We start from the raw sequence: 24,042 nt of genomic DNA on the forward strand, positions 1-24,042 counted from the left end.
AAAGTGGCGTTTTAGAATAATGCGGGTCATGAAGTGCTCAAAAAAACGGCAAAAAAGCTTCTTGGGTATGTCTAAAACATACCCAAGAAGCTTTTAATTTTTTCTGTAGAGAAGATTAGAAAGAAGGATTAGCCGCTCGCAGCTGCTGCAATGGGTTGCTGGTAAGCGCTGGCACGGCGGATTTTGAAATGGTCAACGCCGCTGTGGCGGCTGATAAGCGGACCTGAATAAGCATTGAGTGTAAAGGATTGGTTCGGCAGTTTGACCTTGACTATCGAGCCATTCCTGTAGACACCAGAGTCAGTTACTAGAGAGTCTTCGGATGCAAAGCTGACTAATATAGCTTCGATTTGCTGGTCACCACTTTTAACTGATACTGGCTGGACTTTTCCATTAATGAACTCAATGCCAAGTATGAATTGGTTGGATTGGCGTTGAACCCATCTGACAATAGCTAAATACCGATATCTGTTATCGTTCTCATTTAATTCATAATTAATAAGGTCACCAACACTGATGTTGGAGGCTTCAGTCAGTGGTAACTGAATACAGGCGCCCTGCAGGCTGTCGTTGGTGACAGTTCCCTGCTTGGTTAAGTTGTTATTGTATTTGTGCCTCAGTTTGCCATGAATATTGTGTAGTCCGAAAACTACCTCAGCAGTTTTTTGGCACGGTATGCGCTCCGTTTTTCGGGAGGTTGATTTGCTCCAGATCGCGAGTGCTTTTTTTAATAGCAGAAAACAACTTATCGGATCCTGATCAGAGAGGCCTTTGATCTGTGCCATGTTTCCTTGTCTGATTAGTTTTAGGTCTTTCTTTAGCTGTTGATAAACAGGTAAAGGGTTGACTGCCAGGATTGAAAATTCGGTTAGTCCTTTGGATTCGACTTGTTGATAGCTAAGTATGGATGCGTCTCTCGTGAGATCGATGTAGTAATACTCGGGATGAATGTTCTGACCAATCTGATGGCTGAACTCAGTGAGTTCAGCATAAGAATTAAGCCAGAGGTTAAGGTCTTCGCTTTCTTGTTGACTGAATTGATATGGCCCGGCGATTGCCAATAAGACAAGGCGTTTGTAGGTATTGATTAATGAGCATCCGAGCACTTCATCTATATAGTGGTCAAATCGATGCAGTTGGGCATGTTCGAACAATCGGTGAATTTCACCCCACAAATGTCTGGGTTCGGGAGTATATTGCTCATAATACTGCTCTATCTCTTCGCCTATCATATATATAGTACGATGGTAGAGATTGGCTATCTGGTCTGCTGGTACAGAATCGTTGTCATTAAGTAGCCATTTACAGGCGTTGGATATCTCAGTAACCAATTGGCTGTAATGATCTGGTGTCAGAGTATTTTTGATCAGGGTTTTGCTGGAAATAAACAGCTCAATGGTTTTGGTCGACAGTTGTTCTCGGGTATTGTTATCTGCCTCGCAACGGTTGAGAGTGTATAACAGTTCTCTTGGTATACTACTTTCCACACATAGTGTGTCGGTGCAGAGTGTGTCCACCAGGTGAATCGACATCCTGTGTTCTTGTTCACCGCTCAGCGGGCTAATCGCCTGAGGTAAGTTCAAACGTAAATCATTAAAGCTCATAAAAACGCCTATTTTTCAATGTGCGACACATACTGCCTGTGAATTAGTTCACATAATAAATATCATAGACGAATTCTTATCGATCAAATATAAAACTGTAAAGAAGTGTACGAAGAGTGGGCTATCCGGTTACAAAATATTTTTTTTCCCAGGTAACCAAGACTTTTGAGGGGTACCACGTTTTGCCAGTGGAGCCATTATATCGAGCTAGGGCTCTTTGAATGTTGCCATCTTCCTTTTGGATGTAATGGGCCAGAATGGTACATCCGTAACGCAGATTGGTACGCATATCGAACAAATTATCTTCTTCGCGGCCAATTTCTTTTTTCCAGAATGGCATTACCTGCATAAGCCCACGCGCACCGACCCGTGATATGGCATACCGATTAAAAAGGCTTTCTATATGTACTACAGATAGTACGAGTTCAGGGGATAGTCCGGCTAAGGTTGCTTCTTCGTGCACAATCGTTAAAAAGGTAACGCGTTCTTTGGGATCTTTTATATAGGGAGCGATTCTTGAGGACATGTCAACCAGCCATACCTGGGCGACATAAGGGTCATCGAAGCTCTTATTGAGATTGGCAGCCTGACGCAGCTCGCTTCTAAGCTCAGGGTCGATATCAGTATTCTCACCGACAGCTATCGTAGAAAAAGCGAGTAGTGCAAAAAAAGCGATTAATAATTTCATGAATAAAATAAAGCCGGGATCCCCGGCTTTTTAACTGGTAGATCAAAGAGCCATTTCTTTCAGCTTTTTCAGGGGCCTGACTTTTACCGCTGTAGAGGCTGGCTTTGCTTTGAAGGTGGTTTCTTCGCCAGTAAATGGGTTGATCCCTTTACGTGCCTTCACAGCAGGTTTTTTAACGGTTACTACTTTGAACATGCCAGGCAATACGAATTCGCCGACAGCTTTTTTCTTAATGTGGCGTTCAATGAGAGTATTCAGCTCATCCAATACCGCACCTACATCTTTTTTACTGAGGCCAGTGTTTTCAGCGATTTCTGCCAGAATTTGAGTTTTGTTATAACGCTCGGTAATGGCAGTTGGTCTTTTTGCAGCCATGAATTGATCCTTACAGGGTGGGTTGTCAATTAAAATTACTAAAGTCTAGTGCCGGCTCAGGCCTGGAAGCGGGAGTATAATCCAAACTTTTGCCTGAACAAGTAAAAAACCCTTGTTTTAACAGATATTTGCGGCTTAATGCTCAGTGTAATTGTGTTTTTATTATGAGTATAATGCCGACCCTTTTTTCAGCTGGTATTCTTGAGTTGAAATTCACTATAGATTTAATCATCAGGTTTTAAAGGATCGATAGTTATGCGAACCCTGTATTGTGGCGATTTGAGAGCTACACATATTGACCAGACAGTGACAATTTGTGGCTGGGTCCATCGGCGACGGGATCATGGTGGCGTGATCTTTCTGGATGTGAGAGACCGTAATGGTATCGTGCAGGTGGTTTTTGATCCGGATAATCCAGAGCACTTTAGTGTCGCGGATCGAGTTCGTAATGAATATGTTGTTCAGATCACCGGCAAAGTCAGAGGTAGACCGGAAGGCACAACCAATGCAGAAATGGCCACTGGTGAGATAGAAATGCTGGGTCTCGAGATTCAGGTATTAAATGCTGCTCAGACGCCCCCCTTTCCGCTGGATGAATATCAGCAGGTGGGTGAGGACGTTCGACTTAAGTACCGTTTTATTGATTTGCGCCGTCCTGAAATGCAGGAGAAACTGATTTTAAGGTCAAAAATCACCGGTAATATTCGGCGTTATCTTGAGGAACAGGGCTTTTTGGATATTGAAACCCCTATTCTGACTCGTGCGACGCCTGAAGGAGCGCGGGATTATCTGGTGCCATCGCGTACTCATGAGCATCATTTCTTCGCTTTGCCACAGTCACCACAGTTATTTAAGCAGCTGTTGATGGTGTCTGGGTTTGACCGTTATTATCAGATTGCCAAGTGTTTCCGAGACGAGGACCTTCGAGCTGATCGTCAGCCAGAATTTACTCAGATCGATATTGAAACCTCTTTTATGTCTGAACAGGAAATCATGTCTGTAACAGAGAATATGGTTCGCAACCTGTTCAAAGATGTTTTGGATGTGGAGTTGGGTGAACTGCCGGTCATGCCATATTCTGAAGCGATTGAGAAATATGGTGTGGATAAGCCAGATCTGCGAATTCCATTGCAGATGGTTACTGTCAGTGACCTGATGGCTGAGGTTGAATTTAAGGTATTTTCCGGTCCGGCAAATGATCCCAAGGGACGAGTTGCTGCGCTGAAGGTGCCAGCTGGTGGGCAATCTCTGACCCGTAAACAGATTGATGATTATACCAAGTTTGTCGGTATCTATGGGGCCAAAGGCCTGGCCTATATAAAAGTGAACGACAAGAGTGATCTGGAAGAAGGGTTACAATCGCCAATCGTTAAGTTTTTACCACTGGATGTTCGTAAGGCCATTTTGGAGCGAACAGCAGCGGAAAATGGTGATCTCATTTTCTTTGGCGCAGACAAGGCGAAAGTTGTTAATGAGTCTCTTGGGGCTCTGAGGAACAAGCTTGGTGCCGATCTTGATCTTTATACTTGCGAATGGTCTCCTCTCTGGGTTGTCGATTTCCCTATGTTTGAAGAGGACAGCGATGGCTCTCTGACGGCTTGTCACCACCCCTTTACTGCACCGAGTTGCAGTGCTGAGGAATTGCAGGCGAAGCCGGCAGTTGCGTTGTCGCGAGCCTATGACATGATTTTAAACGGTGTTGAATTGGGTGGTGGATCTATCCGTATTCACAGTCAGGAGATGCAACAGACAGTGTTTGAGGTTCTGGGTATTGGTCCAGAAGAGCAGCGTGAGAAATTCGGCTTCCTGCTGGATGCATTGAAGTTTGGAGCGCCGCCGCATGGAGGATTGGCATTCGGGTTGGATCGGTTGGTTATGTTGATGACGGGCTCGAGTTCCATTCGTGAAGTGATTGCTTTTCCAAAAACACAAACGGCTGCATGTGTTATGACTGATGCTCCTGGGCTGGTTGATACCAATCAGTTAAAAGATCTTCATATCCGCCTGCGTCAGAAGGCCGTGCAGGAAAAGTAAATTTGTATAACTTGAGTTGAACTGAGGGGAATTCTGTTCCCCTTTTTTGGAGGTAAAGATGGCAGGTCATAGTAAGTGGGCCAACATCAAACACCGCAAGGCTGCTCAGGATGCCAAGCGGGGGAAGGTATTTACTAAGATTATTCGTGAGATCGTCGTTGCCGCAAAAACCGGCGGTCCGGTCCCAGAGGATAATCCAGCTCTGCGCGCGGTGATCGACAAAGCCTTAACCGCCAACATGAAGCGGGATACGATTGATAAGGCAATTGCGCGCGGCGCGGGCACTCAGGGTGATGAAAATTATGACGAAATCACTTATGAAGGTTATGGTCCGGGTGGTGTGGCTGTGTTGGTAAAGTGTCTGTCGGATAACCGAAATCGTACCGTTTCCGAAGTTCGTCATGCGTTCACCAAATGTGGTGGAAATTTGGGAACTGATGGTTCCGTTGCCTATTTGTTTTCCCAGGCAGGGCAACTATTCATCGAGTCTGGTGATGAAGAAGCCATTATGGAGGTAGCACTGGAGGCTGGTGCCACTGATATAATTGGTAACGATGATGGTAGTTTTGAAGTGCAGACAGAGCCTTCCGATTTTCTTGTCGTCAAAGATGCTCTTGTTGCTGCGGGCTTTGCACCTGAAGGGGAGGTAACGATGTTGCCTTCCACTTACACTGACCTGGACTCGGCAGTTTCGGAGAAGGTGGCTCGACTAATCGATATGCTGGAAGACTCTGATGATGTCCAGAATGTCTATACCAATGCAAATTTTTCTGAAGAAGAATAAACCTCTCAGACCGGCATTTCGAGCCGGTCTTGTCTTTTGTCAGCGAAAACCGGGCTGATTTATCATAATGGCACTTATTCTTGGAATAGATCCCGGTTCCCGAAGAACTGGTTTTGGAATTGTTAATGCAATTGGTTCTCGTTTGGAATATGTTACCAGCGGCTGTATCCGTGTGGAGCGTGAACCGTCCTTACCAGAAAAGCTGCATCGTATCTATCAGGCTGTGTGTCAAATCATTGAGCAGTATCATCCAGAGGAATTTGCAATTGAGCAGGTTTTTTTGGGGAAAAATGCTGATTCTGCATTGAAGTTAGGTCAGGCCAGAGGAACTGCGATTGTTGCTGCGATGCAGAATGGTTTGCCGGTATATGAATATGCGGCCAAAAAAGTGAAACAGGCTGTTGTGGGTAATGGCGCTGCAGATAAAGCACAGATGCAACATATGATGATGGCAATGCTTAAATTACCGGGGGTGCCACAGGAAGATGCAGCAGATGCTTTGGCTATTGCTGTTTGTCATTCACATACACGCCAGAGCCTTATCCGTATGAGTGGTGTACGCCACAGTCGTCGTGGACGTTTGATGGGGGATAGTAAATAAATAGAGCTCGTTTTTCGGTAAGGCTTAGTGGTATGGTTATTTAACCAGTATTTATTCCGGATTTGATTATGATAGGTCGACTAAAAGGCCGTATTGTTTTACGCCAACCCCCTGATATTTTGATTGATGTTCAGGGGGTGGGGTATGAACTACAGGCTCCCATGAGTACATTTTATCAGATATCTTCCGTGGATCAGGAAGCTGTTATATATACGCACCTGACGGTTCGCGAAGATGCTCATCAGTTATACGGTTTTGCAACTCAGAAGGAACGAGAATTATTTCGAAAGCTGATCAAGACCAATGGTGTCGGTCCTAAGATGGCTTTAGCCATTCTGTCTGGTATTGACTTTGATTCACTGGTTTCGGCGGTAATGGACGGAGATGTTTCGGCTCTGGTAAAAATTCCGGGAGTTGGTAAAAAAACGGCGGAAAGGTTGGTTATTGAATTACGCGACCGTTTAAAAGAATACAGTAGCCAACTAGAGGGGGCAGGGGTTTCTGTTGTTTCAATGGATAACAGTCTGTTTGATGCAGAAAGCGCCATGATTGCTTTAGGGTATAAACCTCCTCAGGCGAGTAAGGCAGTAAAGCAAATCTATAAGCCTGGCATGTCTTCCGACGAAATTATCCGTCAGGCTCTCAAGTTAATGGTCTAGTGCACAATGATTGAAACTGATCGCTTTGTAGCTCCTGAACCTAAAAACAATGTTGAAGATGTCCAGGATCGAGCTATAAGACCAAATAGTTTGGCAGACTATGTTGGCCAGCCGATCGTTCGTGAACAAATGGAGATCTTTATCGAAGCGGCCCGCAAGCGCAAAGAGCCTCTCGATCATGTTTTGGTCTTTGGCCCTCCCGGGCTTGGAAAAACCACACTGGCAAATATTATTGCTCACGAAATGGGGAGTTCTATAAAGACAACCTCTGGACCAGTGCTAGAAAAGGCCGGTGATCTTGCGGCCATGCTTACTAACCTGGAAGCTGGTGATGTCTTATTTATTGACGAAATCCACCGGCTGAGTCCTCATGTGGAAGAGGTTCTGTATCCAGCGATGGAAGACTATCAGCTTGATATTATGATCGGTGAAGGTCCTGCGGCCCGTTCTATTAAGCTGGATTTACCCCCGTTTACATTGGTTGGTGCTACCACTCGCGCCGGAATGCTGACGTCTCCGCTAAGGGACCGTTTCGGTATTTCCCAGCGACTCGAATTTTATAACGTTTCAGACCTGACCCGGATTGTACAGCGCAGCGCCAGACTTATGGCTGTTGAGATTGATCCTGAAGGAGCCGAAGTAATTGCGAGACGTTCTCGGGGAACTCCTCGTATCGCCAATCGGCTGCTACGTCGAGTGCGAGACTTTGCGGAAGTCAAGTCTGATGGCAGGGTTCGTGCCGATATAGCAGATATGGCATTGAATATGTTGAATGTGGATTCCCATGGTTTTGATCATATGGATCGTCGTATGTTGTTGGCCATGATTGAAAAGTTTGGCGGTGGTCCTGTTGGGGTTGATTCTTTGTCTGCCGCAATAAGCGAGGAGCGGGATACAATTGAAGACGTGCTTGAGCCCTATTTGATTCAACAAGGCTACATGCTGCGCACCCCTAGAGGGCGGGTGGTGACGGATTTGGCTTATCTACACTTTGAGCTACCGGTTCCGGAAAAGAAATGATGCATTTATTTTCAATTACTCAGCGTGTCTATATTGAACATACAGATGCTGGTGGGGTGGTTTACCATAGTAACTATCTGAACTTCATGGAGCGTGCCAGAACCGACTTTGTGCGTCTATGTGGGTATGAGCATTGTAAAACCTCTGTTGAAGATGGTTTTATTTTCGTAGTACACAGTCTTGATATCAGGTACAAATCTCCGCTGCAGATGGACGAAGAAATAGTTATTGCTCTTGATGTTCAGGAATTAAAACGGAGCAGTATCACATTTGCGCAATATATTTATCACAAACAAGATATGAGGCTTGCCGCTAGCGCTGCGGTCAGGGTGTGTTCAGTTTCCTCACGTACACTGAAGCCACAGGCTATTCCTGTAAAGATATTTAACCGAATTTCTGAAAAAACCACTGCTAACTCACTGTAATCAATATGAAAATGCAGTTCGGTGGGTAGCCAAGTGAGTGAAAAAACTTTAGCCTAGCTAACGATTGTAAAGATTGTCTTTTTAGGAGCGTAGTCAGTGACCGAGCACCTGTCATTTTGGAGTCTGGTTAGCAATGCCAGTCTGATTGTAAAGATTGTAATGGCTCTGCTGGTTCTAGCTTCGCTGATCTCATGGGTGATGATTTTTGAACGTACCCAGGTACTTCGAAAAGCAACCAAAGGTCTGAATTCATTTGAGAGCAAGTTCTGGTCCGGTATGGATCTGAATCAGTTGTTTCGTCAAGTCAACGCGACCCCTTCTCCTGACAGCGGCGCCGAATCAATTTTCCGGGCGGGTTTCAAAGAGTTTACACGTCTACGTCAGCAGCCCAGCGCTGATGCGGATGCCGTGATGGCAGGGACTCAGCGGGCTATGCGAGTGGCTACCAGCAAAGAAATCGAAAAACTCGACCACAATCTTTCATTTCTGGCGACGGTGGGGTCAACAAGTCCTTATATCGGGTTGTTCGGTACCGTATGGGGGATTATGAATTCTTTTCGGGGATTGGCGAATGCGAGTCAAGCTAGCCTGTCAACGGTCGCTCCCGGAATTTCCGAGGCTTTGGTTGCAACCGCAATTGGTTTGTTTGCAGCGATTCCGGCAGTCGTGGCATATAACCGCTTCTCAAGTAAGGCAGATTCTCTAATTTCCAATTATGAAACTTTTTCCGAAGAGTTTTCTGCAATATTGCACAGACAGCTTCATATCGTACGGTCTCAAACAGTCAAAAAGCCGACGTCGGCTGTGGAGTGATGCATAAACATGCAGACTTCTAATCATAGAAAAAGAAAGCCGGTTTCAGAGATCAATGTTGTACCTTACATTGATGTCATGCTGGTGTTGCTGGTGATTTTCATGATTACTGCGCCAATGTTGACTCAGGGAGTAGAGGTTGAATTACCAAAAACTCCAGCAGATCCTGTCAAAAACCAAAATGATAATGAACATTTGATTGTCAGCGTAGATTTTAATGGCCAATATTTTATAGAAAGGGGACAGGACAAACCCGAACCTGTCAAGGTGTCAGCTGTTGGATCATATGTTGGTAAAGTTCTCAAGCAATCTCCACAGACAACAGTGTTGGTGAGAGGGGATAAGCGTGTGCCCTATGGGACGGTGGTGGAGCTCATGACTATCTTGCAGAAAGCCGGTGCCACGTCAGTAGGGTTGGTAACCGAAGCGCCTTGATGATGAGAAGATATACCATAGCCATACTGTTGGCGGTAATCATTCACATAGTTGCAGGTGCCGGGCTGGTTTGGAGTTTTGGTGTCAAGCCCAAAGACCCCGAGATGTTTAAAATTCCTGAGCATGTTCAGGCAAAATTGGTTGTATTGGACAAGCCCAAATCTGTTAAAAACAATCAAAAGGATAAGTTAAAGACCTCTGCTAAAGCCAATGATGCGGCCAAAAAAGATGCTGAGAAAAAGCGTCGGGAGGCAGAGAAGAAAAAGCAGGAAGAAGCTAAAAAAGCCGCCGAGAAGAAAGCTAAGGAAAAAGCTGCAAAAGCAGCAAAGGAAAAAGCAGAAGCAGAAAAACGAGCCAAGGATCGAGCAGCAAAAGAAGCTGAGGCGAAAAAACGGGCAGAGGAAGCGCGTAAAGCGGAGGAGCTAAAGCAGCAGGAAGCGGAGAGGCAGAAAAAAGAACAGATTGAAGCTGCTAAGAGGGAGGAGTCTCTGTTTGAGGGGTTGGATGAAGAGGATACTCAGATCGAACAGCAGGTGCAGGACGAAGCTGCTGCAGCTACTTATTATGAGCTAATAAAAGCTCAGATTGCTGCTAACTGGTCGCGACCCGCTAGTGCCAGAAATGGGATGGTTGTTGCGATAGAGTTGCACTTGCTACCAAATGGTGAGCTTCAGGATGTATTTATTCTTCAGTCCAGTGGTGATCCGGCGACCGATAGGTCTGCGGAAGTGGCAGTCAGAAAAGTCAGGAAATTCCAGGTACCGGATGATCCGAAGATTTTTGAAAAATACTTCAGAGTTATTCAGTTTGGATTTAAGCCAGAGGATTTGATGCGGTGAAGTTGTTAAGAGTATTTTTTGCAGTTTCGATATTGGCATTTGCTACTCAAGCATTAGCCGAGTTCAAGTTTGTCATTACCAGAGGCTATGATAAGCCCACTTCCATTGCGGTTGTACCCTTTTGTTGGAATGGTACTGAAGTTTTGCCGGAGCAAATTGCTTCCATCGTTGGTTCGGATTTCTCTAGAACGGGGCAGTTCAGTTCTTTAGCGCCGGAAAATATGCTGTCGCAGCCATGTGACAATAATGACGTGTATTTCCGTGATTGGAAATTACTCAAACAGGATTACCTGATAATTGGTCAGATTTCTCAATTACCGGGAACAAATAATTATGAAGTAATTTATCGTCTGTATGATGTTTTCCGGGAACAAAATATTCAGTCCGCCAAGGTCACTGGAAGTAAAGAACAGTTGCGCGACCTAGCGCATGCAATTGCAGATTCTGCTTATGAGAAGATAACAGGTATTCGGGGTGTCTTCTCTACTAAGATAGCCTATGTCACTTTAAATAAAGAAAGTGACAAATCCATTTACCGTCTAGAGGTTGCGGATGCCGATGGCTATCGAGCCAAGACTCTGTATCAATCAAATGGCTCCATTATTTCTGTCAGTTGGTCCAGTGATGCAAAAAAACTGGCTTTTACTAACTTTGAACCTAACGGCAAAACCCGTATAAAAATTGTTGATCGATTTACCCGAAAAGTGGAAACCCTGCCAGCATATCCAGGTATTAATAGTGGGGCTTCATTTTCGCCTGATGGAAAAACGATCGCTTTTGTGAATTCTCAGACGGGTAATCCAGATATCTATTTAATGGATCTGGAGAGCAAAAAAATAACTCGCATAACCAAGCATTGGTCAATAGATACCGAGCCGAGTTGGTCGCCTGACGGAAAAAAACTGCTCTTTACTTCAGAGAGAGGAGGTAGGCCACAAATTTATCAAGTAACTCTGGACACTAGGGCTGTAGAACGCTTAACCTTTGAAGGAATATACAATGCGCGGGCGCAGTACAGTTCTGATGGTAAGTATGTGGTGATGGTGCATCAGGATGGTGGTCCATTTCATGTAGCTGCATTGGATCTTGCTACAAGGCAATTGCGAATTCTGACAGAGACGGACTTGGATGAATCGCCCAGTATGGCGCCTAATGGCACAATGCTCGTGTATGCTACTCAAAATAAAGGTCGTGGCGTGTTAGCTTGGGCATCGGTTGATGGTCAGCTGGCAAGTATCATGCCTGCAGTTAATGGTCATGTCAGGGAACCCGCGTGGTCTCCCTTCATTCGTTGACTGTAGGAGTGGAAGGAGTGCTACTGTTGTTATATGGTAGTGCGTGAATAATTTTTTAAAACAACACCGAATGGGAAAGGAAAATGGCTAAATTTAAACTGCTCCAAGTTGCTGCTTTAACTTTTGCAGTCGTTCTGTCTGGTTGTGCCAACAAAGGCGGCACTGAAGAAAGTACAGGTGCAATGACTGAAACAACTACAGACTCAACTATGACTGAAACACCGATGGATTCTACTGAAGTCGTGATTGAGGATAATGTTACAGAAGCGGATAGTGGCGATACTATGGAGTATGCTGATGAAGTGCAGCGTCCATATGCTTATGTCATTTACTTTGACTTCGACAAAGCAGCTGTAAAAAATGATTTCCGCTCACTGATGGACAAGCACGGTGATTATCTGGCCGCTCATCCTGAAGTAAAGGTTATTTTAGAAGGTCATGCTGACGAGCGTGGTACTCGTGAATACAACCTCGCTTTAGGTGAGCGTCGCGCATACGCCGTTTCTGCATATTTGAAACTTAAAGGTGTGAGCAGCGATCAGATTACTATCGTGAGCTTTGGTGAAGAAAAGCCAATCGATCTGGGTAAAACAGAAGCTGCTTATGCCCAGAATCGTAGAGTAGAGATTAAATATCAAAACTAAATCTCCATATGTCTAAATGGTTTGTTAAAACTATAATATTGGCAACTGCATTCAGCAGTTGCCTTGTATTTGCTGCCCCTCCAGTTGTTCAATCCCAGGCTGATGCGGTTAATAGATCCCAATCCACCGCAAATGCTAGAGCAACCGCTCCGGCGAATGAGCAGGCTTTGTCAGAAATGCTGTATCAAATGCAACAGATGCAGCAGGAGCTGATGACGTTACGCGGAATGGTTGAAGAGCTTTCTTACCAATTACAGCAATCTCAACAGCTGTCGAAAGACCGTTATATCGACCTTGATAGGCGCATATCAGATATTCGGGCGGGTAATATTGGCACCTCTGAGCAATCGTCAAGCAGTGTGGTTTCAGTGCCCGATAGTGATGTAGAACAGAAACAGTATGACCAGGCTAAGGATCTGATTCGGCAAAAAAAATACGACGACGCTGTTGCTGCTTTTACACAATATATCAATGATTACCCTGATAGTTCGTATACGCCAAATGCATGGTATTGGATGGGTGAGGTATATTTGGTGCTTAGGGAGACTGAGAAAGCAAAAGGTGCTTTTCAGGCAGTCGTGGATCAATATCCGGATCATCAGAAATACCCTGACTCGCTTTATAAATTGGCTACCTGTTATGCCAAACTGGATGACGTAACCAAAGCCCGGGAATTATTTGAAAAAGTCATCGATGATTACCCCGGTTCTCAGATTGCCGGCAAGGCGTCTGTTTCTTTAAAAAACCTTAATTGACAAAATTCATGAAAAAAGCAGTTATATTATTGTCTGGTGGTCTGGATTCCGCTACGACACTTTATATGGCTAAAGATCAGGGCTTTGACTGTTATGCTCTCAGCTTTGATTATGGTCAAAAACATAGTTCTGAACTGTCTGCAGCTAAAGCTGTAGCAGAGAGTGCCGGTGTGATTGAGCACAAGGTTATTCCACTGAATCTTCGCCTAATTGGTGGTTCTGCGTTAACTGATGACACTTTAACTGTTCCTGTCGATTCTGATCTGAACAGTTCTGATATTCCCATAACATATGTTCCAGCCCGAAATACGGTCTTTTTATCAATAGCCATGGGTTATGCTGAGGTTATTGGCAGTCAGGATATTTTTATTGGTGTGAATGCGGTTGATTATTCAGGATACCCCGATTGTCGACCAGAGTTTATTCGTGCGTTTGAGATCATGGCTAATCTCGCGACAAAGGCGGCAGTTGAGGGACAAAAGCTTAGTATTAACACGCCTTTAATTGATCTAACCAAGGCTGAAATTGTAACGGAAGGTACAAGGTTGGGGTTGAATTATGCGCTAACAGTATCTTGCTATCAGGCAGATGTTGATGGAAAGGCCTGTGGAGTGTGTGACAGTTGTCGTTTAAGAGCCCAGGGTTTTGCTGATGCAGGGCTGTCGGACCCCACTTTATACCGGTAATTTGGCGAAAATTGTTTGCTTTCAAACACTTAAATAAAATTTTTAAAGATTTTTGCTTGCGAGCTGAGTAAAAATCCATATTATATGCGCCTCCTTCGGGTCGTTAGCTCAGTCGGTAGAGCAGTTGGCTTTTAACCAATTGGTCGGGCGTTCGAGTCGCCCACGACCCACCAATTCTTCATCAACGGCGGATGAAGTTAAGTCATTAATTTTATTGACTTTTTGTATGAAGGAGGTAGAATGCGCCGGCGCTGAGGGTCGTTAGCTCAGTTGGTAGAGCAGTTGGCTTTTAACCAATTGGTCGGGCGTTCGAGTCGCCCACGACCCACCAAATTTAAAAAAAGAGAGCCAAGCTCTCTTTTTTTATGCCTCAAAATAACTTATCTGTACTTTTCTTTATTGGCAGCAAACTTCCACTATCATCATGTTATGATATGACCCTGAGTTATCAGGCGATTTTGCTACTGAGCCGCCGCTGAGTTTGAGCGGTGAAATTCGGGCTGTGGATAGGCGTTGGTTGGAAACAAGTACCCGGTATCGCTGTTAACAGGGTTTATATTTGTTGTGAGAGAGTGAAAAACGAATCTCATTGTCAGTTGTTGTGCTTAAAAGCAATTGGGAGTCTCTGCTAGTGAATACACCTTTGGTAACCATGCATAATATGCAGATCAATTTTGATGTGCCGGTGACTAAACAAGGAACAGAATTATCTGATCGTGAAACTCTGGCATTAAAAGAGGAAATAAAAGCTTTATTGGCAGAAAAGGATGCTGTCTTGGTTGCCCATTACTATACCGATACTTTGGTACAAGAGTTGGCTGATGAAACCGGTGGGTTTATTGGTGATTCTCTGGAGATGGCTCGTTATGGACGTGACGCCAAGGAAAGTACGATTGTTGTTGCAGGTGTTCGCTTTATGGGAGAAACCGCAAAGATTCTGAGCCCTGAGAAAACAATCTTAATGCCAACGTTGGAGGCAGAATGCTCTCTGGATCTGGGGTGTCCTGCTGATGAATTCAGTGCATTTTGTGATGCGAACCCTGATCGTACAGTTGTGGTATACGCAAATACCTCTGCAGCAGTTAAAGCTAGGGCTGACTGGGTCGTTACATCAAGTATTGCCCTTGATGTGGTTGATTACCTCAGTTCTAAGGGAGACAAAGTTCTTTGGGCTCCAGATCAACATCTGGGACGCTACGTGCAGGCCAAAACCGGTGCAGATATGCTGCTATGGAATGGTAGTTGTGTGGTTCATGAAGAATTTAAAGCTCATGGTTTGCAACAAATGAAGGCTATGTTTCCGGATGCAGCTGTTTTAGTTCACCCTGAAAGTGCCGCAGCCATTATCGAGCTTGCTGATGTTGTTGGTTCAACTACGCAGTTGCTGAAAGCCTCCCAGGAACTTCCCAATCAACAATTTATTGTTGCAACTGACCGGGGAATTTTTTATCGAATGCAGAAAGCATCGCCGCAGAAATCCTTTATAGAAGCTCCGACTGCAGGAAATGGGGCAACTTGCAGGAGCTGTGCACATTGTCCCTGGATGGCAATGAATACTTTAGAGCGTTTAAAATCTGTTCTGACAAAAAATGATCAGACCATTGAAGTCGACCCTACTTTGATTGAACGAGCGTTAGTGCCTCTCAACAGAATGCTGTCTTTTGTTAAAGACTAATCGGGATACTGATACGTGTGTTCTCAGACGGATCGTACTTCTGAGAACACGTGTGTCAGAACTGGTATTGTTGAATATCGTATTGCATTTGTTGCAATCTGGCAGAAATTCGGGATTTCTGCTGTCCAGTCCATTGTGATTCTTTTTGAGCTGCCTCAAGATAATTGATAGCCCTTTGTTCTTGGCCGATGAGCCATAAATATTCTGTATTCGCCCTAAGCTCGCCCCAGGCATCTCCGGCTTGTTTTTCAATTAATAGCCTTTTCTCCCAGCCTCTAGGATTATCCGGATGCAGCAATGTTATATTTTTAAGGATTTCCAGAGCACCGATGGTGTCATTCTGTTTTAGATAGATGTTTGCGGCCTGGAATTGAGGGGCCAGGCGATTTGGGTAGTCTTGTCTGAGCTGGTTGATTGCATCTCTTGCTTCGCCTAACTGGCCATTCTGGGTCAGTAGTTTGATACTCAATATGCGGACGAAATAAAATTGGCTATGGTGCTCTGTCAGCTTGGTCAAAAGTTCTGCTGCTTTGGTGGAGTTGCCCTGATCCAGGTACCAGAACGCGCATGCCGTTAGTTTTGCATAAAAATAGTTTGTATCGGCGTTTCCTGAAAGCTGGGTTATCAGATTTTCTCGTTCTTCCTCTGCGGTATGATGAATCATGCTTAAGGACCGTATAAATTCGTATTCACCAGAATCAATTTTGCTATTGCTTGTGTGGTTTTGACTGTAATGTTTTGCATCTGCAATACGGTTTTTTGATAAGGGGTGTGTTTGCAGGTACTCCAGAGCACCGCGGTTATAAAAGCTGGAGTCTTTCATCAGTGTTTCCATCAGATCTGCCATGGCCTCGCTGGAATAGCCTGCTTTCTGAAGTAGGTTTAGTCCTATCCTATCCGCTTCTGTTTCCATTTCCCGGCTGAAGGCCAGAGACTTGTTTACACTGTTTGCCATACTGGCAAACAGTGTAGCCTGTGCTGCTTCTGAATTTTGTTGGGCCAGTACAATGGCTGCAATAAATGCGGCCAGTTGGACTTTATTGGTATTTTTATTGTTGTTTTGCATTCTTGAATAATGACGTTGGTAAAGATGCCCGATCTCATGGGCCAGCACGGAAGAAAATTCAGCTTCGTTATTTGCATTCAAAAAAAGCCCAGAATTGATACCAATGATGCCGCCTGGGACGGCAAATGCGTTCAGGTAAGGAGAATCAATGATGACTGTCGATAACGGACCAAGGGGAGTATCAGTATATTGGGCGATCAGAGACAGTTGTTCAGCAAGGTAGTCATTGGCATAGTTGTTGTCCCATAAGTTTGCTTTTCCCCTAATGTTGCGTAACCACGCATTTCCAAGACTGCGTTCTTGTTCCAGGGTGATCCCTGCCGTTGCACTTCCCATGTTTGGAAGTTCAGCTGCGGCCGAAGAACTTGCCGCCTGTGAGAGCAGAATTATCCATAGAGAAACAAGTATTTTTTTAAACATAACTCTCATTTTACCTTTTCCATCGATATAATCTTCCAGCAACTTTCTGCTGTGGGTCAGTGATGAGTAAAGACAATGCCAATTACGACCTGGATGCCCGCAATCTGAGGTGTCCTCTGCCATTATTAAAAACCAAAATGATGCTTAGCTCGATGAAAGATCGAGAAATTTTAAAGGTTGTTGCAACAGATTCAGGATCTTATAGAGATATTCCTGCCTTTATTAAATCAAGTGTTCATAATCTTATTTCAGTCATATTCCATGAGGATACTCATGAGTATGAGTTTCTTATTGAGAAGAAGGATATTGACAATTCATGATGCATGTTTTTCGCCAGCTGATTAATCGTTATTTTTCCGATGAAGAGGCTGTGGTACTGGCCATGATATTGGCTCTTACCTTGGTTGTAATTTATTGGTTGGGGCAGATATTGGCGCCAATCATTGCAGCAGTGATCATCGCTTATATCATTTCACCGCTTGTCGATCGCCTGGTCAGGTGGAAAGTACCGTATATGCTTGCGGTGATTTTTGTGTTTCTGTTGTTGGTCAGTGTCATTTTATTTCTGATGTTTATGTTATTCCCTCTTGTATTCAGGCAAGTATCGAATCTTGTGTCTGAGGCTCCCAGTATTTATCGCAGTGTTGTCGGTTTGATCGAACGTTTGCCAGAATCCTTTCCGGAAATAGTTTCGCCGGATCTTGTTGGCCAATGGATGTCTTACGTAAACAGTTCTCAGATGGGAGAGAAAGTCGCTGGGTGGGCGGGGCAATTATTTCAACTGTCATTGTCTACCCTGCCAAGTATATTCAGCCTTTCTATTTATTTGTTGATTGTGCCCATTCTGGTGTTTTTTATGCTAAAGGATCGAGCTCATTTATGGGATCAGTTCATCGATTTGCTGCCTCGCAGGCGTAATCTTTTGAACAAAATCGGCATAGAGATGAATCAGCAGATTGCCAATTACGTAAGGGGTAAGGTCATTGAGATTTTTATAGTTGGAGGAGTGACGTTTGTTGTCTTTACTATTCTGGGCATCAAGTATTCGGCATTGCTCTCACTTTTGGTTGGGCTTTCAGTGCTGATTCCATATATAGGAGCAATTGTTGTCACGATTCCCATTGCTTTGATCGGGTTATTCCAGTGGGGGCCTGAAGCTCAGTTAGCATATTTGTTGTTGTTTTACATGATCATTCAGTTTTTGGATGGAAATGTATTGGTGCCGCTGTTGTTTTCTGAAGCCGTGAATCTCCATCCCACTTCTATTATTATTGCAGTTCTGTTGTTTGGTGGTATCTGGGGCTTCTGGGGTGTGTTTTTTGCCATCCCCTTGGCAACGTTTTTTAAGGCGATTTATAACGCATGGCCAAAACATCCGTTAGATAAAGATTCCACCGCAGTTAGCTGATGTTTGTCCGTTTTAGTCCTGGTTCAGATAATCTTTGACAGTAAGCCAGGACTTCATGGACATGCTCTTTGACTGAGATGTCCCGCCATTCCTTTCTGAGAATGCCATCTGAATCTATCAAAAATGTGCTTCTAATCATGCCCATAAACGTCTGGTCCTTCAGTGTTCTGGGTTTGATGACGCCAAATAAGGCGCTCAGGGCCTGGTTTTCGTCTGAAATCAATTCAAACGGCAAAATCTGAGCGGCTTTAAATTGTTCGTGGGACTCCAGTGAATCTCTTGAGACTCCGAATACTAATGTATTGGTAGCCCGGAAGCTGTTGTAGTTTGCTGCAAAATCCTGACTTTCGATGGTACAGCCTGGTGTGGCGTCTTTGGGGTAGAAATACAGGATAACATTGTAACCTTTGAGTGCTGACAGTCGTACATTCTTATGGTTTGTCGCAGGTACAATAAAATCCGGTACCTGTTGATTGATGGTTACGGTTCTCATCGCAAGGCTCCCTGCTCATTAAAAAGACCACTTTACAATGTTCCATCTGGGGCCTGTATCGTACAAAAGTCATACGGTTTCAGATTTTTATACAAGTGACCATGCTGTTTGATCGACTTGTGTATAACCGCAATTATTCTGTGAAATATTAGAGGAAGAAATAGATTTGACTTGAGACATAGGCAGGCCACAAGTACCATTCGTGGCTCAAAAAAGTCGGGAGAATATCAATGTTCAGGGGTAGTATGGTGGCGCTGGTAACGCCTATGTTGGAAGACGGAAGCGTATGCTGGACCAGCCTGGAAAACTTGATTGAATTTCATATTGAAAACGGCACGACAGGTATTGTGGCTGTTGGTACCACTGGGGAATCGGCCACTTTGGATGTGGCTGAGCATACCGAGGTCATTAAATTTACCATTGAACGTGTACGTGGTCGAGTGGCTGTGATTGCCGGTACCGGTGCTAACGCAACGAAAGAAGCGATTCATCTGACTCATTCTGCCAAAAAGCTTGGGGCTGATGGTTGTTTGTTGGTAACCCCTTATTATAACAAGCCTGGTCAGGAAGGCTTGTTTCAACATTATTCTGCGGTGGCGGACGCTGTAGATATTCCGCAAATACTGTACAACGTTCCAGGACGAACTGCCTGTGATTTAAAGGCAGACACTGTCGGGCGGTTGTCAACTCACAAAAATATTGTGGGAATCAAAGAAGCGACGGGTGATATTGGTCGCGCCAAAGAGATTTTAAATCTGGTCGACAGTGAGTTTGATGTACTGTCCGGAGACGATGCAAGCAGTCTTGAGTTTATGAGAGCTGGCGGACATGGGGTGATTTCAGTGACTGCCAACGTCACGCCGAAGGCAATGTCCAGTTTTTGTCAGGCCTGTGCCGAGAGTAATTGGGATCTTGCTGAGAGACTCAATGAGCAAATGATGCCATTGCACAAAAAGTTGTTTACAGAATCCAATCCAATTCCAGTGAAATGGGCAATGGAGGAGATAGGGCTGATTCCATCAGGGATCCGTTTGCCGTTGACCCGACTGGCTGAAAATCATCAGGATATTGTTAGACAGGCTCTCATTCAGGCTGGTGTAATTTAGTGATTAGGCAAATATTAGTAGTGTCGGTGGTGGTTGCGACGCTGGTTGGATGTTCAAATAAACCACGTATGTATGAAGCTGAGCAGGATAAGACGATTACCCTACCTGATGGAGTTGCATTGAATATTGACGATCAGCACATTATCCCAAAAGGGGATAGTTGGCCGGTTGAGCTTAAACGTGCAGCTGCAGATATCCTTCCGCCCATCAGTACTGACCGTGACAATCGTGAGATTGTGCTTAAACGTGACGGTAATGAAAATCCTCTGCTATCGATCAAGGATAACTTTGATAGTGTCTGGGAGGATGTGCTGGCTGCAGGTTCACGTGCCTATGGTGTCACTGATATTGACCGTACCCAGGGCATTATTTTTCTGAATTACTATGATACAGATGATGGTAGTCAGAAAAAACACTGGTTTTTCGGCCGAAAAATCAAAGGTCAATTCAGGTTATCCCTGTTCAGTACAACCGAAGATGTGCAAGTTAGTGTGCAAACGGACTCGGATGAACTGGCCTCTACTGCAACGGCTGAAAAAATCCTGACCGTGATTGAGTCAGAACTGCGGAGATAACTTTCCGGTGCAATTTGCTTCTCTGGGAAGTGGCAGCAAAGGTAACTCCACACTGGTCCGCACTGATCAGGTTGTCGTGATGGTGGATTGTGGGTTCTCTGTGAAAGATGTAGAGCAGCGATTGGCGCGCTTGAGTCTCTCGCCTGCCAATATTGATGCGGTTTTGGTGACTCATGAACATGGTGACCATATCAAAGGCGTTGCTGCGCTTTGCCGTCGCTATGACATTCCGGTATTCAGTTCATTTGGAACCTGGCAGTCTGTTCGGAATGCTTCCGGAGTCCGTCATACGCCGTTTAATCTTATGCAATCGTTTAGTATTGGTGATTTGATGATAGAACCGGTTGCCGTACCACACGATGCCAGAGAGCCTTGTCAATTTGTTTTTCAGGACAACGACCAGCGGCGCCTGGGAATTTTGACTGATTGCGGTCATGTGACTGAACATATGATTTCCAGTTACCAGAACTGTCACTCCTTACTGTTAGAGTGTAATCACGATCTGGAAATGCTGAAAAATGGCCCTTATCCCATGTCGTTAAAACGACGCGTAGGAGGGCTATATGGCCATTTGAACAATGAACAGGCCGGTGAATTTTTAAACCGTGTTGCTCACAATGGATTGCAGCACGTCGTCATTACTCATATCAGTGAGCAAAATAACGAACATGAACTCGCTGTTCACTCTTTAGCAAGAGTAATGACTCATATATCGACATTCCCAGTTATCGATCAGGAAAGCGGGTTGGACTGGCATAATATTCTTTTACCAGATGGGTCTAATAATTATGAAGAAAGGCAAACTACTGTATTCAGGTAAGGCCAAATCTGTTTACGAAACAGAGAATCCTCAGCAGCTCGTTATCGAGTTTCGCAACGATACCTCCGCGTTCGATGGTAAGAAGGTTGCTCAGCTCGATCGCAAGGGGATGGTGAATAACAAATTCAACGCATTCATCATGGATAAGCTGTCCAAGGCCGGTATTGAGACTCACTTTGAACAGTTGTTGTCTGATACCGAGTCTCTGGTCAAAAGAATGGCAATGTTGCCTGTTGAATGTGTGGTCAGGAACCGAGCTGCCGGAAGCCTGGTGCGTAAACTGGGGGTTGAGGAAGGTCGCGAACTCAATCCGGCAGTGTTTGAGTTTTTCTATAAAAGTGATGCCCTCGGGGATCCAATGATCAATGACAGCCATATCATTACCTTCGGTTGGGCTACGGCCAAACAGATCGAGCAGATGAAAGCCATCACCCATCAGGTTAACCAAGTTCTGTCCAAGTTGTTTTTGGATGGTGGCCTTATTCTGGTGGACTACAAGTTGGAGTTCGGAGTTTATGAAGGGCGAGTGTTGTTAGGTGATGAGTTTTCTCCCGATGGTTGTCGTTTATGGGATGCCAGCACGATGGAAAAAATGGATAAGGATCGTTTCCGTCAGGACCTCGGCAATGTCATTGAAGCCTATGAGGAAGTTGGCAAAAGAATTGGAGTCAGCTTTTAGTCAGGTTGTTTGTGTTATCTGTGGCACTGACAATCTGTTTACGGTAATAGGAAGAAGAATGAGAACGATACCTGTATTTGCAGTAGTTGGCATATTGACGTCTACTGTATCGGCAGCACCATTAGTAGATGTTGATCTGGGAATTGGTGCTTGGGCCCCTGGAATATCCGGCAAGATAAATGCTTCTAATGATCAAAAGATTGATCTTGATAAAGATCTGGGACTGGAGGCTGACAAAGGCTTGTATCTATATGCGGAAGTGGATCATCCGATTTTCTTCCTGCCGGATTTTAAAGTGCGGTATCAATCATTGGTTGCCGATGGCAGTGGTACCGTAAATGTGACTACAGAGTATGCAGGAGTCACGCTGAATAAAGATGAGAAAGTCGATACCAAATTTGATCTTTCTTATACTGACTTTATTTTGAATTACGAATTGCCTGTTCCCAGTGTCGACGTTGACCTGGGAGCCAACTTCCGTTGGGTGGATGGAAAATTTACGGCTAATGATGAGTCTGGCAATGTTTCCATCGTTCTTCCTATGGCTCATCTTGCGGCCGAGCTGCAGGTGGACAGTATCAGTCTGGCCTTGGGAGGAGAGTATAATTTTCTGCCGTTAGGAGATGGGTCGTCCGTCTCTGATTACAACGTTTATGCGAAATACTACCTGCCTTTGCCTGGTAGTTTCATTGGTAGGCTGGGTGTAGAGCTTGGTTATCATGACTTCACTATGGATGTTGGTGATGAAGTATTTGGTGCAGATACTGCCAAATATGCGTCTAACGTCACTGCTAAGGGTGTGTATATGGGAGTTGCAGCCTCGTTCTGATGTTTGACAACTGACACTTGATAAAAAAGGGCAACTTATTAAGTTGCCCTTTTTGCTTTCTTATCGTAGCTAGTCACTGATTTGTTTCGCATCTCTGACAGTTTCTGTTCCGGCAATCATTGCAACAACTTCCCCTTTTCTAACCAGAGCCAAGTCATGAATACCAAACAATAGACCTGTAGTTCCAGCTACTACTGGTATGCGTTGGTTTGCTTTATCATTATCTATCAGAATAATTTCAGCGATCTTTTCACCTTTTTGGACAGCATCACCTGGCTGACAGGTGTAATTTATAAAACCTGGAGTCGTATTGGTGACCACGTCAATTTGCTCGAGTCTGGAAATCTGCAGTTGAACATCGCGAAATTGCTTACTACCTGCAATTAGTTCCTGATTGATCAGGAACTGGATCAGGTTTTGAGAATCCATGTCTGCGAGGGTGTCATTAACGTCAGCCTTTCCACGCAATTCTACAGTGGCTGAAAAGCAGGCAAGTGGGATGTCGTATTCAGTGAATTGCTTTTGTAGCCATATCCAAGGTTGGACGTGTACGCCGTCAAAAGCATTCTGCTCCAAAACATCCTCTAGGATGTAAACGGGGAAGTCCAAACAGCTTGCCAATTGTTTTCCTGTATCTTGTAGATGATCCGAGCTGTATATGTGTCCCAGAGCTTTTTTATCGCAATGTAAATCCAATACGTAATCTGCCTGCAGAGAAATTGACAGTATCAACTTATGCAGACACTGCAGTTCGGTCACTTCTGGAAGCTCGGAGACCTGTTGCAAAATGGCAGCTCGAATTCGCTGTTTGTTTTGGTTCCTGTCAGTAGATAGTTGAGGTTTGAGGGTTTCTGCCAGAGATTCCAGATCCAGTTGAAAACCGCGATTAAAGTTCTGTCCATTCTCTCTGTTTAACCGGCCAAGAGTGTAGCCATAAAAATGCTGGTCGAGACCGATAGGATTGGCGTAGGGCAGAATGCGGAAGTTGGCGATTAATTTGTTGTCTGCTTCCAACTGTTCTAGTAGAGGTACTAAATGCTGTATGGTCAGTATTCCTGGCCATTCGTCGGCGTGAAGTCCAGCCTGTATAAAGACTACAGGAGCTGATTGGGTTGTGTTGAATTGATATTCAATCAGTTCTCTGTGTGTACCGATCGAACTGTTTGGGATTGTATGATGTATGACCTGCATGTCTGTATTCCAGGAAAACGAATCGTATTAGGATGATACCGGTTGTCACGGTGTGCAGGGAAGTGATTGAGCTCTTTTAGTGATGGTCTGAAAGCTGAATTTTCGTGATGATGATTGAACGGT

Annotated in this window: 27 protein-coding genes and 2 tRNA genes; 23 read left to right on the plus strand and 6 right to left on the minus strand. The window is 44.6% G+C overall.

The annotated features are described in order from the left end of the window. Positions 1–128: 128 nt before the first annotated feature. From ACQY6I_RS02435 to ACQY6I_RS02445, 3 genes are all read right to left on the minus strand, one after another. The gene (locus ACQY6I_RS02435; protein ID WP_428239874.1) at positions 129–1,604 is read right to left on the minus strand and encodes a PilZ domain-containing protein; all 1,476 of its coding nucleotides are present in this window, start codon (positions 1,602–1,604) and stop codon (positions 129–131) included. Positions 1,605–1,725: 121 nt separating this feature from the next. Beyond that, the gene (locus ACQY6I_RS02440) at positions 1,726–2,292 is read right to left on the minus strand and encodes a lytic transglycosylase domain-containing protein (RefSeq protein ID WP_428239875.1); all 567 of its coding nucleotides are present in this window, start codon (positions 2,290–2,292) and stop codon (positions 1,726–1,728) included. 42 nt (positions 2,293–2,334) lie between these two features. Next, positions 2,335–2,667 carry an HU family DNA-binding protein gene (locus ACQY6I_RS02445; RefSeq protein WP_082070661.1) on the minus strand — a complete coding sequence of 111 codons (333 nt, stop codon included), beginning with the start codon at positions 2,665–2,667 and terminating at the stop codon, positions 2,335–2,337. A 255-nt stretch (positions 2,668–2,922) separates the two neighbouring features. On the opposite strand from ACQY6I_RS02445, the gene aspS reads away from it, so the two are divergent. The 16 genes from aspS to nadA all read left to right on the plus strand — a co-directional run bounded on the left by aspS (position 2,923) and on the right by nadA (position 15,332). After that, positions 2,923–4,701 (plus strand): aspartate--tRNA ligase, encoded by a 1,779-nt coding sequence (aspS, locus tag ACQY6I_RS02450; RefSeq protein WP_428239876.1) that lies wholly within the window; start codon positions 2,923–2,925, stop codon positions 4,699–4,701. A gap of 58 nt (positions 4,702–4,759) precedes the next feature. Continuing rightward, the gene (locus ACQY6I_RS02455) at positions 4,760–5,485 is read left to right on the plus strand and encodes a YebC/PmpR family DNA-binding transcriptional regulator (protein WP_428239877.1); all 726 of its coding nucleotides are present in this window, start codon (positions 4,760–4,762) and stop codon (positions 5,483–5,485) included. A gap of 67 nt (positions 5,486–5,552) precedes the next feature. After that, a complete protein-coding gene (gene ruvC / locus ACQY6I_RS02460; RefSeq protein WP_428239878.1) occupies positions 5,553–6,086 on the plus strand; it encodes a crossover junction endodeoxyribonuclease RuvC in 534 nt (177 codons plus the stop codon). A gap of 68 nt (positions 6,087–6,154) precedes the next feature. Then, entirely contained in the window at positions 6,155–6,745 is a 591-nt protein-coding gene (ruvA, locus tag ACQY6I_RS02465) for a Holliday junction branch migration protein RuvA (protein ID WP_428239879.1), read from the plus strand. Positions 6,746–6,751: 6 nt separating this feature from the next. Continuing rightward, the gene (gene ruvB, locus ACQY6I_RS02470) at positions 6,752–7,765 is read left to right on the plus strand and encodes a Holliday junction branch migration DNA helicase RuvB (protein ID WP_428239880.1); all 1,014 of its coding nucleotides are present in this window, start codon (positions 6,752–6,754) and stop codon (positions 7,763–7,765) included. Continuing rightward, on the plus strand, positions 7,762–8,190 hold the full coding sequence (locus tag ACQY6I_RS02475) for a YbgC/FadM family acyl-CoA thioesterase (RefSeq protein WP_428239881.1): 429 nt from the start codon (positions 7,762–7,764) through the stop codon (positions 8,188–8,190). The genes ruvB and ACQY6I_RS02475 overlap by 4 nt, the downstream gene beginning before the upstream one ends. A 96-nt stretch (positions 8,191–8,286) precedes the next feature. After that, entirely contained in the window at positions 8,287–9,003 is a 717-nt protein-coding gene (gene tolQ, locus ACQY6I_RS02480) for a protein TolQ (RefSeq protein ID WP_428239882.1), read from the plus strand. Between the two features lie 9 nt (positions 9,004–9,012). Then, positions 9,013–9,438, plus strand: coding sequence for a protein TolR (tolR, locus tag ACQY6I_RS02485; RefSeq protein ID WP_428239883.1), 426 nt, complete (start codon positions 9,013–9,015; stop codon positions 9,436–9,438). 104 nt (positions 9,439–9,542) lie between these two features. Further along, the gene (gene tolA / locus ACQY6I_RS02490) at positions 9,543–10,277 is read left to right on the plus strand and encodes a cell envelope integrity protein TolA (protein ID WP_428239884.1); all 735 of its coding nucleotides are present in this window, start codon (positions 9,543–9,545) and stop codon (positions 10,275–10,277) included. Then, a complete protein-coding gene (tolB, locus tag ACQY6I_RS02495) occupies positions 10,274–11,572 on the plus strand; it encodes a Tol-Pal system beta propeller repeat protein TolB (protein ID WP_428239885.1) in 1,299 nt (432 codons plus the stop codon). Before tolA ends, tolB begins: the two co-directional genes overlap by 4 nt. Positions 11,573–11,655: 83 nt before the next feature. Further along, entirely contained in the window at positions 11,656–12,216 is a 561-nt protein-coding gene (gene pal / locus ACQY6I_RS02500) for a peptidoglycan-associated lipoprotein Pal (RefSeq protein WP_428239886.1), read from the plus strand. An 8-nt stretch (positions 12,217–12,224) separates the two neighbouring features. Continuing rightward, a complete protein-coding gene (gene ybgF, locus ACQY6I_RS02505) occupies positions 12,225–12,971 on the plus strand; it encodes a tol-pal system protein YbgF (protein ID WP_428239887.1) in 747 nt (248 codons plus the stop codon). Between the two features lie 8 nt (positions 12,972–12,979). Continuing rightward, positions 12,980–13,657 (plus strand): 7-cyano-7-deazaguanine synthase QueC, encoded by a 678-nt coding sequence (gene queC / locus ACQY6I_RS02510; RefSeq protein WP_428239888.1) that lies wholly within the window; start codon positions 12,980–12,982, stop codon positions 13,655–13,657. Between the two features lie 97 nt (positions 13,658–13,754). After that, positions 13,755–13,830: transfer RNA gene (locus ACQY6I_RS02515), tRNA-Lys, on the plus strand. Between the two features lie 82 nt (positions 13,831–13,912). Then, positions 13,913–13,988, plus strand: a tRNA-Lys gene (locus tag ACQY6I_RS02520). Positions 13,989–14,318: 330 nt separating this feature from the next. Further along, on the plus strand, positions 14,319–15,332 hold the full coding sequence (gene nadA, locus ACQY6I_RS02525; protein ID WP_428239981.1) for a quinolinate synthase NadA: 1,014 nt from the start codon (positions 14,319–14,321) through the stop codon (positions 15,330–15,332). A 55-nt stretch (positions 15,333–15,387) separates the two neighbouring features. Here nadA and ACQY6I_RS02530 read toward each other — a convergent pair whose 3' ends face one another. Beyond that, positions 15,388–16,827, minus strand: a complete 1,440-nt coding sequence (locus ACQY6I_RS02530) for a M48 family metalloprotease (RefSeq protein ID WP_428239889.1) — start codon at positions 16,825–16,827, stop codon at positions 15,388–15,390. A gap of 53 nt (positions 16,828–16,880) precedes the next feature. Between ACQY6I_RS02530 and ACQY6I_RS02535 the strand changes: the two genes are divergently transcribed. Together ACQY6I_RS02535 and ACQY6I_RS02540 are read left to right on the plus strand one after the other, a co-directional pair. Next, entirely contained in the window at positions 16,881–17,138 is a 258-nt protein-coding gene (locus tag ACQY6I_RS02535; protein ID WP_428239890.1) for a sulfurtransferase TusA family protein, read from the plus strand. Beyond that, positions 17,135–18,226: an AI-2E family transporter gene (locus tag ACQY6I_RS02540; RefSeq protein ID WP_428239891.1), complete on the plus strand. Its 1,092-nt coding sequence runs from the start codon at positions 17,135–17,137 to the stop codon at positions 18,224–18,226. The genes ACQY6I_RS02535 and ACQY6I_RS02540 overlap by 4 nt, the downstream gene beginning before the upstream one ends. Here the strand turns inward: ACQY6I_RS02540 and ACQY6I_RS02545 are convergent. After that, on the minus strand, positions 18,219–18,719 hold the full coding sequence (locus tag ACQY6I_RS02545; RefSeq protein ID WP_428239892.1) for a peroxiredoxin: 501 nt from the start codon (positions 18,717–18,719) through the stop codon (positions 18,219–18,221). The two genes, ACQY6I_RS02540 and ACQY6I_RS02545, sit on opposite strands and share 8 nt — an antisense overlap. A gap of 230 nt (positions 18,720–18,949) precedes the next feature. Here ACQY6I_RS02545 and dapA point away from each other — a divergent pair, with 230 nt between their 5' ends. From dapA to ACQY6I_RS02570, 5 genes are read left to right on the plus strand one after another with little or no spacing between them, the layout of a single operon-like run. After that, on the plus strand, positions 18,950–19,825 hold the full coding sequence (dapA, locus tag ACQY6I_RS02550; protein WP_428239893.1) for a 4-hydroxy-tetrahydrodipicolinate synthase: 876 nt from the start codon (positions 18,950–18,952) through the stop codon (positions 19,823–19,825). Then, positions 19,825–20,400, plus strand: a complete 576-nt coding sequence (bamC, locus tag ACQY6I_RS02555) for an outer membrane protein assembly factor BamC (RefSeq protein WP_428239894.1) — start codon at positions 19,825–19,827, stop codon at positions 20,398–20,400. The genes dapA and bamC overlap by 1 nt, the downstream gene beginning before the upstream one ends. Before the next feature lie 7 nt (positions 20,401–20,407). After that, positions 20,408–21,220 carry an MBL fold metallo-hydrolase gene (locus ACQY6I_RS02560; protein WP_428239895.1) on the plus strand — a complete coding sequence of 271 codons (813 nt, stop codon included), beginning with the start codon at positions 20,408–20,410 and terminating at the stop codon, positions 21,218–21,220. Next, complete coding sequence (purC, locus tag ACQY6I_RS02565) at positions 21,189–21,899, plus strand: phosphoribosylaminoimidazolesuccinocarboxamide synthase (protein WP_428239896.1); 711 nt, start codon at positions 21,189–21,191, stop codon at positions 21,897–21,899. Before ACQY6I_RS02560 ends, purC begins: the two co-directional genes overlap by 32 nt. Positions 21,900–21,957: 58 nt before the next feature. Then, the gene (locus ACQY6I_RS02570; protein ID WP_428239897.1) at positions 21,958–22,728 is read left to right on the plus strand and encodes a TIGR04219 family outer membrane beta-barrel protein; all 771 of its coding nucleotides are present in this window, start codon (positions 21,958–21,960) and stop codon (positions 22,726–22,728) included. 69 nt (positions 22,729–22,797) lie between these two features. Here ACQY6I_RS02570 and ACQY6I_RS02575 read toward each other — a convergent pair whose 3' ends face one another. After that, a complete protein-coding gene (locus tag ACQY6I_RS02575; RefSeq protein WP_428239898.1) occupies positions 22,798–23,919 on the minus strand; it encodes a M14 family zinc carboxypeptidase in 1,122 nt (373 codons plus the stop codon). Positions 23,920–24,042: the final 123 nt, after the last annotated feature.

It is taken from the genome of Gynuella sp. (assembly GCF_050297175.1).
Lineage (GTDB): Bacteria > Pseudomonadota > Gammaproteobacteria > Pseudomonadales > Natronospirillaceae > Gynuella.

Coding starts and splice junctions, on each gene's coding strand:
- ACQY6I_RS02455 (WP_428239877.1), top strand. CDS start 4,760: ATGGCAGGTCATAGTAAGTGGGCCAACATCAAACACCGCAAGGCTGCT.
- ACQY6I_RS02575 (WP_428239898.1), bottom strand. CDS start 23,919: ATGCAGGTCATACATCATACAATCCCAAACAGTTCGATCGGTACACAC.
- ACQY6I_RS02435 (WP_428239874.1), bottom strand. CDS start 1,604: ATGAGCTTTAATGATTTACGTTTGAACTTACCTCAGGCGATTAGCCCG.
- ACQY6I_RS02545 (WP_428239892.1), bottom strand. CDS start 18,719: ATGAGAACCGTAACCATCAATCAACAGGTACCGGATTTTATTGTACCT.
- tolA (WP_428239884.1), top strand. CDS start 9,543: ATGTTTAAAATTCCTGAGCATGTTCAGGCAAAATTGGTTGTATTGGAC.
- ruvA (WP_428239879.1), top strand. CDS start 6,155: ATGATAGGTCGACTAAAAGGCCGTATTGTTTTACGCCAACCCCCTGAT.
- ACQY6I_RS02535 (WP_428239890.1), top strand. CDS start 16,881: ATGAGTAAAGACAATGCCAATTACGACCTGGATGCCCGCAATCTGAGG.
- queC (WP_428239888.1), top strand. CDS start 12,980: ATGAAAAAAGCAGTTATATTATTGTCTGGTGGTCTGGATTCCGCTACG.
- ACQY6I_RS02540 (WP_428239891.1), top strand. CDS start 17,135: ATGATGCATGTTTTTCGCCAGCTGATTAATCGTTATTTTTCCGATGAA.
- pal (WP_428239886.1), top strand. CDS start 11,656: ATGGCTAAATTTAAACTGCTCCAAGTTGCTGCTTTAACTTTTGCAGTC.
- tolR (WP_428239883.1), top strand. CDS start 9,013: ATGCAGACTTCTAATCATAGAAAAAGAAAGCCGGTTTCAGAGATCAAT.
- purC (WP_428239896.1), top strand. CDS start 21,189: ATGAAGAAAGGCAAACTACTGTATTCAGGTAAGGCCAAATCTGTTTAC.
- ruvC (WP_428239878.1), top strand. CDS start 5,553: ATGGCACTTATTCTTGGAATAGATCCCGGTTCCCGAAGAACTGGTTTT.
- ACQY6I_RS02530 (WP_428239889.1), bottom strand. CDS start 16,827: ATGAGAGTTATGTTTAAAAAAATACTTGTTTCTCTATGGATAATTCTG.
- ACQY6I_RS02475 (WP_428239881.1), top strand. CDS start 7,762: ATGATGCATTTATTTTCAATTACTCAGCGTGTCTATATTGAACATACA.
- ruvB (WP_428239880.1), top strand. CDS start 6,752: ATGATTGAAACTGATCGCTTTGTAGCTCCTGAACCTAAAAACAATGTT.
- nadA (WP_428239981.1), top strand. CDS start 14,319: ATGCAGATCAATTTTGATGTGCCGGTGACTAAACAAGGAACAGAATTA.
- aspS (WP_428239876.1), top strand. CDS start 2,923: ATGCGAACCCTGTATTGTGGCGATTTGAGAGCTACACATATTGACCAG.
- ACQY6I_RS02445 (WP_082070661.1), bottom strand. CDS start 2,667: ATGGCTGCAAAAAGACCAACTGCCATTACCGAGCGTTATAACAAAACT.
- dapA (WP_428239893.1), top strand. CDS start 18,950: ATGTTCAGGGGTAGTATGGTGGCGCTGGTAACGCCTATGTTGGAAGAC.
- ACQY6I_RS02570 (WP_428239897.1), top strand. CDS start 21,958: ATGAGAACGATACCTGTATTTGCAGTAGTTGGCATATTGACGTCTACT.
- ACQY6I_RS02440 (WP_428239875.1), bottom strand. CDS start 2,292: ATGAAATTATTAATCGCTTTTTTTGCACTACTCGCTTTTTCTACGATA.
- ybgF (WP_428239887.1), top strand. CDS start 12,225: ATGTCTAAATGGTTTGTTAAAACTATAATATTGGCAACTGCATTCAGC.